Source organism: Microbacterium flavum (genome assembly GCF_018717645.1).
GTDB lineage: Bacteria > Actinomycetota > Actinomycetes > Actinomycetales > Microbacteriaceae > Microbacterium > Microbacterium flavum.
Window position 1 is genome coordinate 1 of sequence record NZ_JAFLHG010000003.1, and the last position, 16,912, is coordinate 16,912.

14 protein-coding genes and 1 pseudogene are annotated in these 16,912 nt (G+C 72.8%); 11 read left to right on the forward strand and 4 right to left on the reverse strand.

Annotation, left to right across the window (positions count from 1 at the left end):
- From J0P97_RS03695 to hemL, 7 genes and pseudogenes are all read left to right on the forward strand, one after another.
- Positions 1–585 (forward strand): annotated as a pseudogene (locus J0P97_RS03695) (hypothetical protein); the annotation flags it as partial.
- A complete protein-coding gene (hemQ, locus tag J0P97_RS03700) occupies positions 582–1,283 on the forward strand; it encodes a hydrogen peroxide-dependent heme synthase (RefSeq protein ID WP_215486441.1) in 702 nt (233 codons plus the stop codon). The pseudogene J0P97_RS03695 and the gene hemQ, both read left to right, overlap by 4 nt.
- On the forward strand, positions 1,283–2,551 hold the full coding sequence (locus J0P97_RS03705) for a ferrochelatase (RefSeq protein WP_215486442.1): 1,269 nt from the start codon (positions 1,283–1,285) through the stop codon (positions 2,549–2,551). The genes hemQ and J0P97_RS03705 overlap by 1 nt, the downstream gene beginning before the upstream one ends.
- The gene (gene hemC, locus J0P97_RS03710) at positions 2,548–3,528 is read left to right on the forward strand and encodes a hydroxymethylbilane synthase (protein ID WP_215486443.1); all 981 of its coding nucleotides are present in this window, start codon (positions 2,548–2,550) and stop codon (positions 3,526–3,528) included. The genes J0P97_RS03705 and hemC overlap by 4 nt, the downstream gene beginning before the upstream one ends.
- On the forward strand, positions 3,525–4,355 hold the full coding sequence (locus J0P97_RS03715; protein ID WP_215486444.1) for a uroporphyrinogen-III synthase: 831 nt from the start codon (positions 3,525–3,527) through the stop codon (positions 4,353–4,355). Before hemC ends, J0P97_RS03715 begins: the two co-directional genes overlap by 4 nt.
- Positions 4,352–5,347, forward strand: coding sequence for a porphobilinogen synthase (hemB, locus tag J0P97_RS03720; RefSeq protein WP_215486445.1), 996 nt, complete (start codon positions 4,352–4,354; stop codon positions 5,345–5,347). Before J0P97_RS03715 ends, hemB begins: the two co-directional genes overlap by 4 nt.
- Positions 5,344–6,654 carry a glutamate-1-semialdehyde 2,1-aminomutase gene (hemL, locus tag J0P97_RS03725; protein WP_215486446.1) on the forward strand — a complete coding sequence of 437 codons (1,311 nt, stop codon included), beginning with the start codon at positions 5,344–5,346 and terminating at the stop codon, positions 6,652–6,654. Before hemB ends, hemL begins: the two co-directional genes overlap by 4 nt.
- A gap of 125 nt (positions 6,655–6,779) precedes the next feature.
- On the opposite strand, the gene J0P97_RS03730 is transcribed toward hemL, so the two are convergent.
- Genes J0P97_RS03730 through J0P97_RS03740 form a run of 3 tightly spaced genes read right to left on the reverse strand, consistent with a single transcriptional unit; the run spans position 6,780 to position 11,136 of the window.
- Positions 6,780–8,753, reverse strand: coding sequence for a glycosyl hydrolase (locus J0P97_RS03730; protein ID WP_215486447.1), 1,974 nt, complete (start codon positions 8,751–8,753; stop codon positions 6,780–6,782).
- Positions 8,750–9,481 carry an efflux RND transporter periplasmic adaptor subunit gene (locus J0P97_RS03735; RefSeq protein WP_215486448.1) on the reverse strand — a complete coding sequence of 244 codons (732 nt, stop codon included), beginning with the start codon at positions 9,479–9,481 and terminating at the stop codon, positions 8,750–8,752. The genes J0P97_RS03730 and J0P97_RS03735 overlap by 4 nt, the downstream gene beginning before the upstream one ends.
- Entirely contained in the window at positions 9,478–11,136 is a 1,659-nt protein-coding gene (locus J0P97_RS03740; protein WP_215486449.1) for a glycosyltransferase, read from the reverse strand. The genes J0P97_RS03735 and J0P97_RS03740 overlap by 4 nt, the downstream gene beginning before the upstream one ends.
- A 190-nt stretch (positions 11,137–11,326) precedes the next feature.
- Between J0P97_RS03740 and rsmA the strand changes: the two genes are divergently transcribed.
- Both rsmA and J0P97_RS03750 read left to right on the forward strand, forming a co-directional pair.
- Positions 11,327–12,178, forward strand: coding sequence for a 16S rRNA (adenine(1518)-N(6)/adenine(1519)-N(6))-dimethyltransferase RsmA (gene rsmA / locus J0P97_RS03745; protein WP_215486450.1), 852 nt, complete (start codon positions 11,327–11,329; stop codon positions 12,176–12,178).
- 93 nt (positions 12,179–12,271) lie between these two features.
- Positions 12,272–13,195, forward strand: coding sequence for a phosphodiesterase (locus J0P97_RS03750; protein WP_246539769.1), 924 nt, complete (start codon positions 12,272–12,274; stop codon positions 13,193–13,195).
- Here the strand turns inward: J0P97_RS03750 and J0P97_RS03755 are convergent.
- The gene (locus J0P97_RS03755; protein WP_215486451.1) at positions 13,140–14,729 is read right to left on the reverse strand and encodes a stealth family protein; all 1,590 of its coding nucleotides are present in this window, start codon (positions 14,727–14,729) and stop codon (positions 13,140–13,142) included. The two genes, J0P97_RS03750 and J0P97_RS03755, sit on opposite strands and share 56 nt — an antisense overlap.
- Before the next feature lie 159 nt (positions 14,730–14,888).
- Here J0P97_RS03755 and J0P97_RS03760 point away from each other — a divergent pair, with 159 nt between their 5' ends.
- On the forward strand, positions 14,889–15,962 hold the full coding sequence (locus J0P97_RS03760; RefSeq protein WP_215486452.1) for an aldo/keto reductase: 1,074 nt from the start codon (positions 14,889–14,891) through the stop codon (positions 15,960–15,962).
- Positions 15,959–16,888, forward strand: coding sequence for a 4-(cytidine 5'-diphospho)-2-C-methyl-D-erythritol kinase (locus J0P97_RS03765; protein WP_308163404.1), 930 nt, complete (start codon positions 15,959–15,961; stop codon positions 16,886–16,888). The genes J0P97_RS03760 and J0P97_RS03765 overlap by 4 nt, the downstream gene beginning before the upstream one ends.
- The last annotated feature ends 24 nt before the right edge of the window (positions 16,889–16,912 follow it).

The following is a 16,912-nucleotide window of genomic DNA, read 5'->3' on the forward strand; positions in this document are numbered from 1 at the left end:
CCCCGCATGCCCGCCGCGCCGGCCACCGCCGCCGCCGCGCCGGCCGCCGTCCGCGTCGCCACCGCCGCGATCGACCACCCGGGCCTGTCGGCCGCCCCGATCGGGTCGGGCGCCATCGTGGACGCCGCCGTCGCGTCGGAGGCGAAGGCGCTGACCCAGATCACCGCGAAGTGGGAGTGGGCGCGCGTCGCCGTCGACGCACGCCCGGATGCCTCCGCCACGCCTTCCCGTCACCTCGTGCGGCTCTCCGCCCGCCGCGCGGTGCCCGGCGTCCTTCAGACGCCCGCCGCGATCGCGCGCGAGGTCGCCCTCCTGACCGGCATCCCTGTGACCGCCGCCCATGTCGTCGACGTCGTCGTGCAGGACTGGCCGGATGCCGTGACGGCGGCCGCCCCCGATTCGGCGGCGGTCGAGCGCGAACAGGGCCGTGGCATCCACCGCGCCGGCGCCGCCGTCGCGGGCACAGGGCTCGCCTCCGTCATCCCGCACGCGCGCGACCTCGCCGTCCGGCTCGACGCCGATCTCGCCGCCTCCGCACCGCACGCCTCCCACGCATCCGCCGCACCCACGAGGAGCCACGCATGACCGAATCCACCCCGCTCGGCTACACCCTGTTCGCCGTCCTCGCCGGTCCCCGGCCGCGCGGCGTCGCGCCCGACGCCGCGGCGCTCGCCGAGCTCGAGGCCGTCGCCGCCGTGCTCGAAGCGGACGGGGTGACCCTCCGCGGACTGTACGACGTCACGGGCATGCGCGCAGAGGCCGACCTCATGGTGTGGCTGCACACGTCGACCACCGACGATCCGGAGGCGGCGGAGGACCCGGCGTCCCTGCAGCGCGCGCTGCGCGCTCTGCGGCGCACATCGGCCCTCGCGGGCTTCGAGAACGTGTGGAGCGCGATGGGCGTGCACCGCGAGGCGGAGTTCAACAAGCGTCATATCCCCGGCTACCTGCGGGGCGAGCACGCACGCGGCTGGCTGTGCCTGTACCCCTTCGTGCGCAGCTACGAGTGGTATCTGCTCCCCGAGGACGAGCGCTCCGGGATGCTCGCCGAGCACGGCCGCAAGGGCGCCGCCTTCCGCGACGTCGTCGCCAACACGGTCTCGACGTTCGGTCTCAGCGACTACGAGTGGCTGCTCCCGCTCGAGAGCGACGATCCGATCCACCTCGTCGACATGATGCGCGACCTCCGCGCGACGGACGCGCGGCGTCACGTGCGCGAGGAGGTGCCGTTCTACACCGGACGACGCCTCCAGATCGCGGAGCTCTCGGAGGTGCTGAGCTGATGGCCGCCGCGAATATCGGCACGGATGCGGCGGACGCGTTCCGCGCCGAGTCTTTCCGCCCGAAGCCGCCGCGCGCCACCTCCGTCCCCCCGTGCACGTCGGCCCTGGACGGCGCACCCTGCGTCGTCCCGGCCGCCACCGCGGCCGCCGCGAGCGGCGCGCCCCACGTGAGCGCCCCGACGGCGTACGACGGCGTGCTCCTCCTCGGCTTCGGCGGGCCCGAGGGACAGGACGACGTCATCCCGTTCCTCCGGAACGTCACGGCCGGCCGGGGCATCCCCGACGAGCGTCTCGAAGAAGTCGCGCACCACTACCGCCACTTCGGCGGGGTCTCGCCGATCAACGAGCACAATCGTGAGCTGAAGGCGGCCCTGGATGCCGAGCTCGCCGCGCGCGGCCTCGCCCTCCCCGTCTACTGGGGCAACCGCAACTGGATGCCCTACGTCACCGACGCGCTCACCGCAGCGGTCGCGGACGGACGCACGCGCCTGCTCGCGCTCGCCACGAGCGCCTACTCGTCGTACTCGTCCTGCCGCCAGTACCGCGAGGACCTCGCCGACGCCGTCGAGGCGACCGGCCTGGGCGGCCGCGTCGAGATCGACAAGGTGCGCCAGTTCTTCGATCACCCCGGGTTCGTCGCCCCGTTCGCGGAGGGACTCGGGGACGCCCTCGCGCGCCTGCGCGCGGACGGCTTCGCGGACGAGGAGATCGAGATCCTCTTCTCGACCCACTCGATCCCGTACGCCGACGCGGACCGCTCCGGCCCCGTCGAGGCCGGCTTCGGGCCGGGTGGCGCGTACGTCGCGCAGCACGTCGCGGTCGCCGAGGCGATCCTCGAGCGGCTGGGCGCCGCATCGCCCTGGCAGCTCGTCTTCCAGAGCCGGTCCGGCCCGCCGCAGGTGCCGTGGCTCGAGCCCGACATCAACGACGTCATCGCGGAGCTCCCCGCCGCGGGGCGCCGCGCGGTCGTGATCGTGCCGCTCGGCTTCGTGAGCGACCACATGGAGGTGCTCTGGGACCTCGACACCGAGGCGATGGAGACCGCCGCCGCGCACGGCATCACCGCCGTCCGGACACCGACCCCCGGCACCCACCCCGCGTACGTCGCGGGCCTCGTCGACCTCATCGTCGAGCGGATGGACGGTGCGGATGCCGCGGAGCGGCCCCACGAGACGGCTCTCGGCCCCTGGTACGACGTCTGCCGTCCCGGCTGCTGCGAGAACAAGCGTCTCGGCTTCCAGCCGGCGCTGGCGGGAGCCGGCCGGTGACGGAGGCGCCGCTCCGGCTCGGCACGCGGGCGAGTCTCCTCGCGACGACCCAGTCGGGCCTCGTCGCCGACGCCCTTCGCGCCGCGACCGGGCGTGAGGTCGAGCTCGTCCGCATCACGACCGACGGTGATGTCCTGAGCGGGCCGCTCGCCCAGCTCGGCGGAACGGGCGTGTTCGTCGCGGCGCTCCGCGATGCGCTGCTGCGCGGCGAGTGCGATCTCGTCGTCCACTCGATGAAGGACCTGCCCACGGCGGATGTCGCAGGCCTGCGGATCGGCGCCGTCCCGCCGCGCGCGCCCGCCCGCGACGTGCTCTGCAGCCGCGGCGGCGAGACGCTCGCCGGGCTCCCTCACGGCGCGGTCGTCGGCTCCGGCTCGCCCCGGCGGGTGGCCCAGCTGCTGCGCGCGCGTCCCGACCTCGAGGTCCGCGGCATCCGGGGCAACGTCGACACGCGGCTTCGCAAGGTCGATGAGGGGGAGTACGACGCGATCGTCCTTGCGGAGGCCGGGCTCGTCCGCATCGGTCGCACCGCCCGGATCTCCGACGTCTTCGAGTCCGATCTGTGGCCCGCCTCGGCGGGGCAGGGTGCGCTGGCGGTGGAGGTCCGGACGGGCGACGAGGTCGCCGGTCTCGTCGCGCGCCTCTCCGACGCGGCGGCCGAGACCACCGCCCTCCTCGAGCGCGCGGTGCTCCGCCGCCTGGAGGCCGGATGCGCCGCACCGGTGGGCATCACCGCTCGGATCGATGCGTCCACCCGCACGGCCGAGGTGACGCTCGTCGCCGAGGTGTACGCGCTCGACGGGGCGCGCGCGGTGCGCGTGGAGCGCTCGTTCGCAGGGTCCTCGGTCGCGGCTGCGACCGGCCGGACGGATGCCGCCGAGGCGGTCGCGCAGCAGTTGCTCGACGCCGGAGCGGGCGACCTCGCCGACCTCGCGGGCGGCGCGGGGAGCAACAGCGGCGCGGGGAGCTCCGGATGACCGGCGGACTGCGGGGCGCACGCGTGCTCGTCCCCCGCGGCGGGGCGTGGGGCGCGCGTGTCGGTGAGGCGATCGCGCGCCGCGGCGGCGAGCCGATCATCGCCCCGCTCATCGTCTCCGCGCCGCCCCGCGACGGCGACGCGCGTGACCGCGCCTTCGCCGCACTCGCGTCCGGCTCCTACGGATGGCTGTTCGTCACGAGTGCCGCCAGCGTCGAGCAGCTGGTGGCGCACGGCGTCGCGGTGCCCCCGCAGACCCGCATCGCCGCGGTCGGCCCCGCGACGGCCCGCGCCGTGGAGCAGGCGGGATTCCCTGTCACGTTCGTCCCCGAGGGGGAGTCCTCGGCGAAGGCACTCGCCCGGCAGTGGTGCGCCGCGCACGCGCCGGCGGAGGCGGGGCGGTCGCTCGTCGTGCGCTCCGACCTCGCCTCGGCGACCGTCAGCGACGAGTTGCAGCTGCGCGGGTTCGGCGTCGACGTCTGCATCTCGTACCGCACGATCGGCGTCGACCTCGCGCCGGACGTCGTCGCGGGCCTGCGCACCCCCGACCGGGGCGCCGGGGCCGTGGACCTCGTCCTCCTCACCTCTCTGAGTGTCGCCCGCGAGCTGCGTCGACAGGTCGGCGCGCTGCCGGAGCGCGTGCGGGTGGCCTCGATCGGCCCCGGCACGACGCGCGACGCCGAGCGTCTCGGGTTCGCCGTCGCCCACACCGCCGGCACGCAGAGCATCGACGCGCTCGTCGCCGAGCTCGACGACGCCGCGGCGGTATCCTCCACTCCGACGTCTCACAGCCACCGTCCCCGATCCCACCGGGAGGACACCCCATGACCGCATTCCCCGTCCGTCGCCCGCGCCGCCTCCGCCAGAACGCGGCGCTCCGACGCCTCGTCGCCGAGAACGACCTCGCGCCGCGCCGCCTCGTGCTCCCCGTCTTCGTCAAGGAGGGGATCGACGCCCCGCAGCCGATCTCGAGCATGCCCGGGGTCAGCCAGCACCCGCTCGCCGGCGTCGCCGACCTCGTCGAGCAGGCCGCCGCGGCCGGCATCGGCGGCATCATGCTCTTCGGCGTGCCCGAGACGCGGGATGCCGTCGGCTCGGGAGCCACGAGCCCCGGCGGCATCCTGAACCGCGCCGTCGCGGAGGCGGCGCGGGCCGCCGCCGGGCGCCTCACCGTGCAGGCCGACCTGTGCCTGGACGAGTTCACCGACCACGGGCACTGCGGCGTGCTCGCCGCCGACGGGTCCGTCGACAACGATGCGACGCTCGAGATCTACGCCCGTATGGCGCTCGCGCTCGCGGATGCGGGCGCGGGCATCCTGGGCCTGTCCGGCATGATGGACGGCCAGGTCGCCGCGTGTCGGACCGCCCTGGATGCCGCCGGACACACCGGCGTCGTCCTGCTCGCCTACTCCGCCAAGTACGCCTCCGCGTTCTACGGCCCCTTCCGCGAGGCCGTGGAATCGACACTCACCGGCGACCGCCGCACCTACCAGCTCGACGCGGCGAACGGTCGCGAGGGCGTGCAGGAGGCCCTCATCGACATCGACGAGGGCGCGGACATCGTCATGGTCAAGCCCGCCGGCCCCTACCTCGACGTCCTCGCCGAGGTCGCCGCGGTGTCCTCCGTTCCGGTCTGGGCCTACCAGGTGTCGGGGGAGTACGCGATGATCGAGCACGCCGCCGCGGCCGGCGTCATCGACCGCGAGCGCGCGATCGGGGAGAGTCTCCTCGGCATCCGCCGCGCAGGCGCCGAGGCGATCCTCACCTACTGGGCACTGGAGGTCGCGGGCTGGATCCGTGACGGGAAGGACCTCGCATGACTACCCTCACCAACGACGAGCTGTTCGCCCGCGCCCGCACGGTGATCCCGGGCGGCGTCGACTCTCCCGTGCGCGCGTACGGCTCGGTCGGCGGGACGCCGCGGTTCCTCGTCGAGGCATCCGGCGCCTTCGTGACGGATGTCGAGGGGCGGCGCTACATCGACCTCGTCGCGAGCTGGGGGCCGGCGCTCGTCGGCCATGCCCATCCCGAGGTCGTCGCCGCCGTGCAGGAGGCCGCGGCCCGCGGGCTCTCCTTCGGCGCGCCGACGCCCGCCGAGGCGGAGCTGGTCCAGGAGATCGCCCGCCGCGTCCCGGCGGTCGAGAAGGCGCGCCTCGTCTCCACCGGCACCGAGGCGACGATGACGGCGATCCGCCTGGCCCGCGGCGCCACCGGACGGGACCTCCTCGTCAAGTTCGCGGGGCATTACCACGGCCACTCCGACGGCCTCCTCGCCGCCGCCGGCTCGGGGCTTGCGACCTTCGCCCTGCCCGGCTCCGCCGGCGTCCCCGCACCGATCGCCGCGCAGACGCTCGTCGTGCCGTACAACGACCGCGACGCGCTGGCGGCCGTGTTCGCCGCGCACCCCGGCCGGATCGCCGCCGTCATCACCGAGGCCGCTGCCGCCAACATGGGCGTGGTGGCCCCGGCATCCGGGTTCACGACGTTCCTGGCCGAGCTCTGCCGCGCCGAGGGCGCCCTCCTCATCAGCGACGAGGTGCTCACGGGCTTCCGCGCCGCCGCCGGCGGTTACGCGCAGGTGCTCGCCGAGGCGGGGGAGCCGGTCGTCCCCGACCTCGTCACGTTCGGGAAGGTCATCGGCGGGGGGCTGCCGGTCGCCGCGGTCGGCGGCCGCGCGGACATCATGGACCTCCTCGCACCCACCGGCCCGGTGTACCAGGCCGGCACCCTCAGCGGGAACCCGGTCGCGGTCGCCGCCGGGCTCGCGACCCTCCGCCTCGCGGACGACGCCGTGTACGCGCGCCTGTCCGCGGCATCCGACGCCCTCTCGCACGCCGTCGACGCGGCTCTCGATGAGGCGGGAGTCCCGCACGTCGTGCAGCGGGCCGGGACGCTCTTCAGCGTCTTCTTCGGTGCGGAGGTCGCCGGCGGCGTCCCCGACTACGGGACCGCGCAGCGGCAGGACACCGCCGCCTACGGCCGGTTCTTCCACGCCATGCTCGATGCCGGGGTCTCGCTGCCGCCGTCGGCGTTCGAGGCGTGGTTCGTCACCGCGGCCCACGACGAGGACGTGATCGGGCGCATCGTCGAGGCGCTCCCCGCCGCCGCGCGCGCGGCGCGGCAGTAGCGGCCGCCGTCACCTTCCGGATCGGGCGGCCGCTTAGCCTTTCTGCTGCGAGCGCTCCGCCTCCTACTGCGAGCGCTCGGCGGCGGCCGCCGTCACCTTTCCGGATCGGGCGGCCGCCGGGCCTCCTACTGCGAGCGCTCGGCGGCGGCCGCCCAGGCGAGGGCGAGGGCCTTCGACCAGCCGTCGTCGAACGTCGCGCGCGCGGCGAATGCGGTCGCCGCCGCGGTCGCCGCGTCGGGAGAGGCGAGGGCCGAGTACGCCTGCACGTAGTCGCCCAGCGGGCCCGTGAAGGCGGTGTCCCCGGCATCCGCGACGTTCTCCGCCACGCGCTTCGGGTCCTTCCCGAGGTACTGCAGCGAGACCGGTCCGACGGGGACGGCCTGGATGCCGAGGATCGCCGACGGGTCCGCGCTGAACCACGTGGCGTAGTCGCGCTTCGAGCTCCAGTTCAGCGACACCATCGTGTGCGTGAACCCGGCCGGAAGGTTCTCCGGCTCGAGCCAGAGCGTCCGCGCGGCATCCGCCTCGCTCGAGAGCAGCCACGCCGCCTCCGTCCCGAGGGAGTCGTCGCCCGCGGCCGCGGCCCACGTCGCCAGCCCGTTCCACGCGGAGACAGCCTCCGAGCTCGACTCCTGATTGTTGCCGTCCGCGAACGGTGCGGGTCCCGAGGCCCACGAGTGCCCGCGGTACGGGTCGAACGCGCGGAGCGCGGGGAGCTCGGCGCTGCCGGCCGCCACATCGGCGGCGAGGGCATCCATCACCGGACGCATGCCGTCCACGAGCTCGGGGCGCTCGGTGCCGAGGACCCCGGCGGCGAACAGGAAGTAGCCGTAGTGGAAGTGATGGTCGTTGCCCTCCTCCGACCCGAAGCTCGGCTGCTTGCCGACGACGAGGTGCAGGACGTCGTCGTACACGAAGCAGCGGGTGGCCTCGGTCGTACACCCGGACGGATCGGTCCACGGCTTCAGCTCGGTCGCGAGGCGATCGGTCGCGGCCGAGACGAGCTGGGTGTCGCCGAGCGCCTTGCCCAGTTCCAGCAGAGAGGCGATGCGAGCCAGACCCTTACCGCCGAAGTAGGTGTCGGCGGGCGTGGGCGGGGTGTCGGCGAGATCGGCCGTCGCCTGGGCGGCGATCGTCTGCCGGGTGGTGTCGTCGAGCCCGTCGAAGTCGTACGCGGTCTGCGCGGTGATGCGCGGAACCGTCCACTCGAGCGTGCTCGACGCGCAGGCCTGAAGCGGTCCGTACGGCGTGTCATACGTGCCGAGGCCGCAGCTGGAGGCGGCCGTGCGGCCTGCGAACGGGACGACGACGGTGCGGTCGGTGCCCTCGTAGGCGAGCCGGGTCGTCACGTCGCTGTCTCCGACCACGTACGACGACGCGACGTCGGTGACGGGATCGCCGATCGCCGACGCCCAGGCCGTCGGATCGGCGCCCTTCGGGAGCCCTGCAACCTGCAGCGTCTTGCCGGACCCGACCGAGACCGTCGATCCGCTCACCTGCGCGTCGCCGCGCAGGAGGTAGGTGACGCCGTCGACGACAGCCGTCCACGCCTTGTCTCCGACCGAGGTCGGGGCGGCGCTCAGCGTGATGTCGAGGTCCGTCGCGGCGGCGATCGCGACGATGGGCGATCCCTGTGCCAGGGTGACGCGGGCGCGCTCCGCATCGCCCGCGCTGTAGGCCACCGTGACCGAGACCGGATCGGTGCGGACGACCTCGAGCGAGGTCGCCCCGAGCCCGAGGGACAGCCCGCCGGAGAAGCTCGCCGTGATGCTCTTCTCGCCGACGGCCACGGGGGGCACCTGGATCGTCAGGCCGTCCTCGCGCGGAGCCACGGCCAGCGGTGACGGGTAGATCGGCAGGAGGTCCGGCGAGAAGGCGAGACTCGAGTACCACCGGTTCGTCGGGGGCACGACGCCCTCGGCGAGGCGGACCGGCGAGATGGTCGCGACGTGCTCGACGGGCAGTCCGGCGACGGCCGAGGATGCCTCGGGCGTCGGCTGCGCGGGAGGGGTGCTCTCGGCGGCGCAGCCCGCGAGCACCAGGGCGGCGGCGGCGACGGTGGCGAGGGTCGCGACGGTCGCGGAAGCGCGGCGGGTCACAGGCCCATCCTCCGGAGGAAGTCGCGGAAGGAGTCGGCGACTCCCGCGAACGGTCCGTCGTCGCGCAGAGCCAGCGTCGCCACGACGGGCGTGCCGGGCCGGTACAGGCCGCCGATCTGCTCGGAGACGAGATTCGGCGAGGCGATCGTGATGGTGGAGGCTGCGCGGCCGTCCACGGTCTCGACCTCGATCGCATCCACGGTGCCTTCCACGGTCGTGTCGTTCGGAAGCTGGATGTCGACAGCGCTGCCCTTCGCGATGCGGCCGTAGTCGCGCGCGGTGAGGGTGAACTGCGCCGTGACGCCCATGCTGCCGGTCTTGTCGACCTGCGCGATCTCCGCGCCGCTCGTGACGAAGTCGCCGACGGGGGCGGCCACGGAGGCGACCACCCCGTCGACCGCGGAGACGACGGCGTACGTGCCGGCGGTCGTGTCGACCTGGTCCAGATCGGTGGGGCGGATGACTCCGGCCTCGAGGTCCCGCAGCAGCTGCGGGCTGCGGACGGTGAACAGGCGCTGGCCGGTCGTGACGGAATCCCCGACGGTGACCGCTTGGTCGACGACGGTTCCCGCGTACACGGCGCCGACGCTGTACTCCTGGGCGGTGATCGTGGCGCTGGCGCTGCGGGCGGAGTTCTGTCGCTGGGTGAACACGACGGTGCACGCGCCGACGATCGCGAGGACGACGACGAGTCCGACGACGAGCTTGAGGCGGGATGACCAGGTCATTTCGCGACCTCCATCTCACGCGGAGCGGGTCGGGCGATGATGGTACGCAGGGGGGTCTCACTTTCGACGGGGGCGGGCGGCAGCGGAGCCTTCTGGTGCGACTCGCGGGCTGCCGCGGCGATGAACAGGGCGAGGATCACGGTGTTCGTGACGTTCCACGCCGTGGCGATGGTGGGTGTCCCGTTCTGCCAGTCCCGCCAGACGGCGACGACCGAGGTCAGAAGGAGGAAGACGAAGAACAGCAGCTGGGGGATGATGAAGCCGAACGCGGAGCTGCGCTTGCCCTTGGCGCCCGTCGCCTGCCATCCGACGTCCTTGCCGACGATGACGTTCCAGAGGGCCTTCGCGTAGATGGGGAAGGATGCCGTGGCGAGGGTCAGCGTCTCCCAGCGGAACGAGCCCATCACGAACCAGGCCAGCAGGATCTGCATGCCGTAGAAGCCGAAGTAGTACAGCGCCCACGTGCCCGCGGTGATGCTCAGGTTCATCGGCCGCAGGTCGAAGTAGATCTCCATCGGCGGCACGAGCAGCAGAAGGAGCGGGCAGATGCCGGTGAGGTAGAACGACGCGGTCACGAAGTACTGGATGCGCTGGTCGGCGGTGAGCTTGCGGCGCGGGCTCAGCGGGTTGTGGGTCAGGAGGATCTCGAACCCGCCGGTCGCCCACCGCAGCTGCTGCTTGCTGTACGCCTCGACCGTCTCGGGGGCATCGCCCACCGCGAGGATGTCCGAGATGTAGACGGACCGCCACCCGTGCTCGTGGAGGGCGAGCGCCGTCCAGACATCCTCGGACTTCGAGTCGGTGTGGATGCCGCCGATCTCGTCGATCGCCGCGCGGCGGAAGATGACGTTCGTCCCGACGCAGAACGCGGCGTTCGAGCGGTTGCGCCCGCGCTGGACGAATCGATAGAAAACGGTCTGCATGTACGCGGCGCCGCGAGCGACGATCGTGTGCAGATTCCCGTAGCTCTGGGGCGTCTGCACGAACGCGACGTTCTGGTCGGCGAAGAACGGCATGGTCTCGACCAGGAAGTCGGGGTGCGGGACGAAGTCCGCGTCGAAGATCGCGAAGAAGTTCCCCTTGGCGATCGACAGCGCGTGGTTGACGTTGCCCGCCTTCGCACCGTTGCCGCTGAGGCGCCGGATGTACCAGGCCCCGAGCTGCTCGCACAGGTCGCGCACCTCGTCGGACCGCCCGTCATCGAGCACCCAGGTCCGGTGCCCGCCGCGCATGGCGACGGCCGCCTCGACCGTCCGTCGCACCGTTGCCTCATCCTCGCCGTACACCGTGATGAACACGTCCACGAGGACCGGTGCGCCGGCGATGTGCAGCGTGTCGTCGTCGTAGCGTCGGCGGAGGAAGAGTGCCCCCTTCGCCTCGTGGTAGGCGAAGTCGCGCGGATCGTAGCCGGAGGAGAGGATCGTCCACATCGACAGAAGGGCGTGGAAGATGAGGATCGTCTCCGCCGTCATCACGAGGGCGTACGGGAGGAGGTCCCCCCGGTTGGCCGGATTCAGCAGGAACAGCATGTACGCCAGCACACCGAGTGTGGCGATGATGGAGATGAGGACGAACAGAGCGGAGTTCTCGGCGCCGCGTGCTGCGCGCCGGTTCCTGCCTGCGGTCGTCGAGACGTCCCCCGTTGTAGCCGCCATGAGTTCCCCCCGGAATGGTGCGGTGCTGCAGCGGCGACGTCGGCGCGATTCGTTTCGTCCATGGTCCGTCATCGCGGCGTCCGGTTCGTTCCCGTTGCGTTACCGACGGGTGACGTTTGCCTGGACAGGTCATCCGCGGGTCGGGTGCATTCGCCGAGAGGGCGCGGCGCCGCTGGGTAGGCTGATCGTCATGACCGTGACCCTGCTCGGCGCCGCCGAGATCCGCGCCCTCGCGGCCGAGCTCGATGTCACGCCGACCAAGAAACTCGGCCAGAACTTCGTCGTCGACGCCAACACGGTGCGCAAGATCGTGCACGTCGGCGGGGTGCGCGCCGGTGACCGCGTCGTCGAGGTCGGTCCCGGTCTCGGGTCGCTGACCCTCGCCGTCCTCGAGACGGGAGCGTCCGTGACGGCGGTCGAGATCGACCACCGGCTCGCCGCGCACCTTCCCCGCACGGCGGCCGCACACGGCGTCCCGGACGGTGCGCTGCGGGTCGTGGACGCCGATGCCCTGCGCATCACGGAGCTCCCGGGCGATCCGACGGTGCTCATCGCGAACCTCCCGTACAACGTGAGCGTCCCGGTGCTGCTGCACTTCATGGAGACCTTCCCCGGCATCGAGCGCGGCGTCGTCATGGTGCAGGCGGAGGTGGGGGAGCGCCTGGCCGCCCCGCCCGGATCGAAGGTCTACGGCGCTCCGAGCGTCAAGGCCGCGTGGTACGGCCCATGGCGGCTCGCCGGGACCGTGTCGCGGCAGGTGTTCTGGCCCGTGCCGAACGTCGACAGCGTGCTCGTCGGCTTCCGCCGCGATCAGAAGCCGCGCGGAGACGAGGAGCTGCGTCGCCGGACGTTCCGGATCGTGGATGCCGCGTTCCAGCAGCGCCGCAAGATGCTCCGGCAGGCTCTGGCCGAGGTGCTCGGCGGCTCGGCGGCGTCGGCCACGGCCGTGATGGAGGCGGCGGGCGTCGCGCCGACCGCTCGCGGCGAGCAGCTCGCGATCGACGACTTCGTGCGGATCGCCCGGACCTCCGCGGCGGAGTGATCGTGGAGCGACCGTCGGGCGGCCGCCGCGGAACCCCGACATGTCGCGTCACGTTCACCCTCCGTTCGGAAACATGCCGGTAACATTCGACCCATGCGAACGGCCGAGCACCCCGCTCCCGAACGGGTCCTGCTGCACCTGAGCGACACCCACCTGCGGGCGGGAGGATCGCGCATCTGGGATGTCGTATCGGGGGCAGAGCACCTCCAGGAGGCCCTCGCGGCCATCGAGGCATCCCGCGTCGCCCCCGACGCGATCGTCTTCACCGGAGACCTCGTGGACCTCGGCGAGAGCGCGGCCTATGCCGACCTGCGCCGCATGGTGGAGCCCTTCGCCGAGAGGCTCGGCGCCCCGATCGTGTGGGTGATGGGCAACCACGACGCGCGTGGGCCCTTCCGTGCGGAGCTCTGGGGCGAGGACGGATCCGATCTCAGCCCGGTCGACCGCGTGCAGGAGTTCGACGGCCTGCGCATCGTGACGCTCGACACCTCGGTGCCGGGCCACCACCATGGCGAGCTCAGTGATCACCAGCTCGCCTGGCTCGCACGCGTGCTCGCGACCCCGGCGCCCCTCGGCACGGTGCTCGCGATGCATCATCCCCCCGTCCCGAGCGTTCTCGCACTCGCGGCGACCGTCGAGCTGCGTGGACAGGCGCGGCTGGCGTCCGTGCTCCGCGGCACCGACGTCCGCGCGATCATCGCGGGGCACCTGCACTACTCGACGTTCGCGACGTTCGCCGGCATCCCCGTCTCCGTCGCCTCGTCCACCTGCTACGCGCAGGATCTCACCGTCCCCGTCGGCGGCACGCGCCCCCAGGACGGCGGCCAGTCGTACAACCTCATCCACGTCTTCGACGACACCGTCGTGCACTCGGTCGTGCCCGTCGCGGTCGAGCACGTCATGGAGTACATCGATCCCGACGACGCGCGGCGCCGCCTCAGCGAGGCCGGTCTGTCGGGCGTCAGCGTGCGCCGTCGGTCAGGTCCGCCGACGATGCCGCTGCCGGTGCTGCGCTGACGGCATCCCGCTCCCACGGGGCTGCGATCGGGAACATGCGCTCCAGCGATGCACGCAGCCGCTGCACCCGCAGCTCCTCCGGCACCTCGAGCTCACCGCCGTCGTTGAGACAGAACATGTCGACGTCGCCCCGGCGCTCGAGCTTCTCCATCTCGCGCAGCGACGAGGCGAGGGTCGTCTGGACGTAGCGGGTGCGCGGCTGGCGCGTGGCCAGCGCGCGTCCGGTCATGAGGGCGTACTGCGGGAACAGGCTGTTGGTGACCGAGATGTCGGTCGCCGCCCGGAAGCGGGACGCCGCGGTGCGGGCGTAGTCGTCGGGGAACTCCCGCTCGAGCTCGGCCGCCACGCTCCTGCGCATCGGCACGGCGCAGTGCTCCAGGTCGCGGAGGATCGTGCGTCCGAAGCGTTCCTGCAGAAGCGCGCGGTTCACGCGGAGCGCGTTGTCGTGGCCGGACCGCTCGAGGCGCGTGGGGCCGCTGCCGATGCGCACGCTGCTCTCCACGAACTGTGCGATGCCGCCGGAGGTGAAGAACAGCTCGGGGGCGACGGGGCGCCCGAAGAACATGTCGTCGTTCGAGTAGAGGAAGTGCTCGGCGAGCCCGTCGATGCGGTGCAGCTGCGACTCGACGGCGTGCGAGTTGTGCGTGGGCAGCACCGACGGGTCGGCGAAGAACTCCTCGCTGCGCACGATCGTGACACGCGGGTGCTCGGCCAGCCACTCCGGCTGCGGCGAATCGGTCGCGATGAAGATGCGGCGCACCCACGGGGCGTACATGTGGACGCTGCGCAGGGCGTAGCGCAGCTCGTCCACGTGGCGATAGCGTGCGGGGCCGTCATCGCCCCGCCCCACGACGTACTTCTCGAGCTGGGCCGCGCGCTGCTGCTGGAATCGGCTCGATGACCCGTCCACCCACGAGAACACCATGTCGATGTCGGCCGTCACCTCGCCCGGCTGCGGGTCGAACATCCCCGCCACCGTCCGCCAGCTGCGCCCGTAGCGGCGCACGGTGGCCGGGACGAGGTCGTCCACGGCGAAGACGCGGCGGGTGAGGGCGTTGGCGTGCGGCGCGTGGACGAGGCCGTCGCGCGTCGCCCAGACCTCGACGCGGACGGCTTCGGGGAGTCCGTAGCGAAGCGACCCTCCCGTCGCGATGCGCGGCCGGAACAGACGCAGCGACGCGGGCGCGCGGTCGGCTCCCGGCAGTTCGGCGGCGAGCCGGAGCGATCCGCCCCGCGGCTTGACGTAGAGGGGCTCATGCTCGGCGAGCCCACCGATCGCCGCGAATGCGGCCGGGGCGTCCGCCTCGGCGATCACGATCGCGGGGGTGCGCCGATCGTGGCGCACGAGCAGCGGATCCACGTGCGCCGCGGCCAGGGCGTCGGCGATCAGGACGAGGTCGGCCGTATGCGCCTGGTGGGGCGTGAGGTCATCGTGGACGAGGTGGAGGACACCGTCCACCCAGCGCACGTCATCGCGAGCGAGCAGCGTCGTCCACGGGTGGGGGTGCGCAGCCAGTGCGGTCAGTCTCGTCATCGCGGGCTCCTCGCGGGGTCGTCTGGGGGAATCGTCGTACGGGCAGCGGTGCATCCTCCGTCGACTCTGCGCGGGTGTCCTCCGATGAGCCCACCCTAAGCGCTCCGCGTTACCGCGAGGTTTCCGCCGCGACGCCTCCGGGCTCGCTAGCCTGGATGGGTGACCGACACCGACGACCGCTTCCCCCCGACCGGCGGCGGAGACATCCACCGCCCGTACACCGCCTCCGGCGACCGCTACACCGACGCATCCTTCCGCCAGGTCGGGTCGACCGGCCTCTACCTGCCGCCGATCTCCCTGGGTCTGTGGTGGAACTTCGGCGACAACATCCCCTTCGACAATCAGCGCGCGCTCCTGCGGCACGCGTTCGATCGGGGGATCACCCACTTCGACCTCGCGAACAACTACGGGCCGCCCTACGGATCCGCGGAGACGAACTTCGGTCGGATGATGCGCGAAGACCTCCGCCCGTACCGCGACGAGCTCATCATCTCCTCGAAGGCCGGCTGGGACATGTGGCCGGGCCCCTACGGCACCCTCGGCTCACGCAAGTACCTCCTCGCCAGCGCGGAGCAGTCGCTGAGCCGGATGTCCCTCGACTACGTCGACATCTTCTACTCGCACCGCTTCGATCCGGTGACGCCCCTGGAGGAGACGATCGGAGCGCTGGACACCCTCGTTCGTCAGGGCAAGGCGCTGTACGTCGGCATCTCGTCGTACTCCGCCGAGCGGACCGCCGAGGCGAAGGCGATCGCGCGGAGCCTCGGCACGCCCCTCGTCATCCATCAGCCGGCCTACTCGATCCTGAACCGCTGGGTCGAGGACGGACTCACCGAGACGCTGCGCCAGGAGGGGATGGGGGCGATCGCATTCACCCCGCTGGCGCAGGGGCTCCTCACCGACAAGTACCTCGGCGACGGCACCGCCGACCGGGCGCAGCACCGCTCGTCCCTGCCCGGCACGCGTCTGAGCGAGGACGCCCTCGCCGCGCTCCGCAGCCTCGACGTCATCGCGAAGGAGCGCGGCCAGAGCCTCGCCCAGATGGCGATCCAGTGGGTCCTGCGCGACCCGGTCGTCGCCTCGGCGCTCGTCGGCGCGTCGCGGCCGGAGCAGCTGGACGAGAACCTCGCCGCCCTCGACGGACCCGCGTTCACCACCGAGGAGATCGAGCGGATCGACGCGGTCTCGGACGCCATCGACGTCGATCTGTGGGCGGAATCGGCCTCCGCGTGACCTCCCTCGCCGCCCCGCGATCGGTGCACGTGCGTGCCCCGGGGAAGATCAACGTCTTCTTCGCGGTGGGCGACGTCCAGCCGGACGGCTACCACGACGTGGCATCCCTGTTCCAGGCGCTGTCCCTGTACGAGGACGTGTGGGCTCGCACCTCCGACGCGTTCACGATCGCCGTGACCGGCGACGTCGACGTGTCGGGGGTGCCCCTCGACGAGAGCAACCTCGCCGTCCGCGCCGCGCGGCTGGTGGCGCGTCGCGTCGGGTGGGACGGCGGCATCCACCTCGACGTCCGCAAAGGCGTGCCCGTCGCCGGCGGGATGGGCGGAGGTTCGGCGGATGCCGCTGCCGCCCTCCTCGCGGTCAACGAGCTGCTGGACGGGCGGCTGACCCCCCTGGAGCTGCAGGAGCTCGGCGCCGAGCTGGGCGCCGACGTGCCGTTCGCCGTCCTCGGCGGGACGGCGATCGGCACCGGACGGGGCGATGAATTGGCCCCCGCCCTCGCCCGCGGGCGGTTCGACTGGGTGCTCGTCACGAACACGCGCGGCCTGTCGACGCCCGCCGTCTACAGCGAACTCGACCGTCTCCGGGCGGTGCCCGACATCGCCCCGACGGTCGGCCCGCCGCAGGTCGACCGGGCGGTGCTGCAGGCGCTGCGCGCCGGCGACCCGGTCGCGCTCGCCGACTGCGTGCGCAACGATCTCGAGCAGGCGGCGCTGTCGCTGCGGCCCGATCTGGCGGATGTCCTCGCGGCGGGCCGCGCCGCGGGGGCCCTCGCCGGGCTCGTGTCGGGCTCCGGCCCCACCGTCGCGTTCCTGACCGAGGGGCCGGATGCCGCCGCGGCCCTCTCCGGAGCGCTCGGCGCCGACGGCCACGCCGCCCTCCCCGCCCACGGCCCGGTCCCCGGCGCCCGCGTGCTCGCGCGCTGATCCGGTCGCAGCAGCGCGACGAAC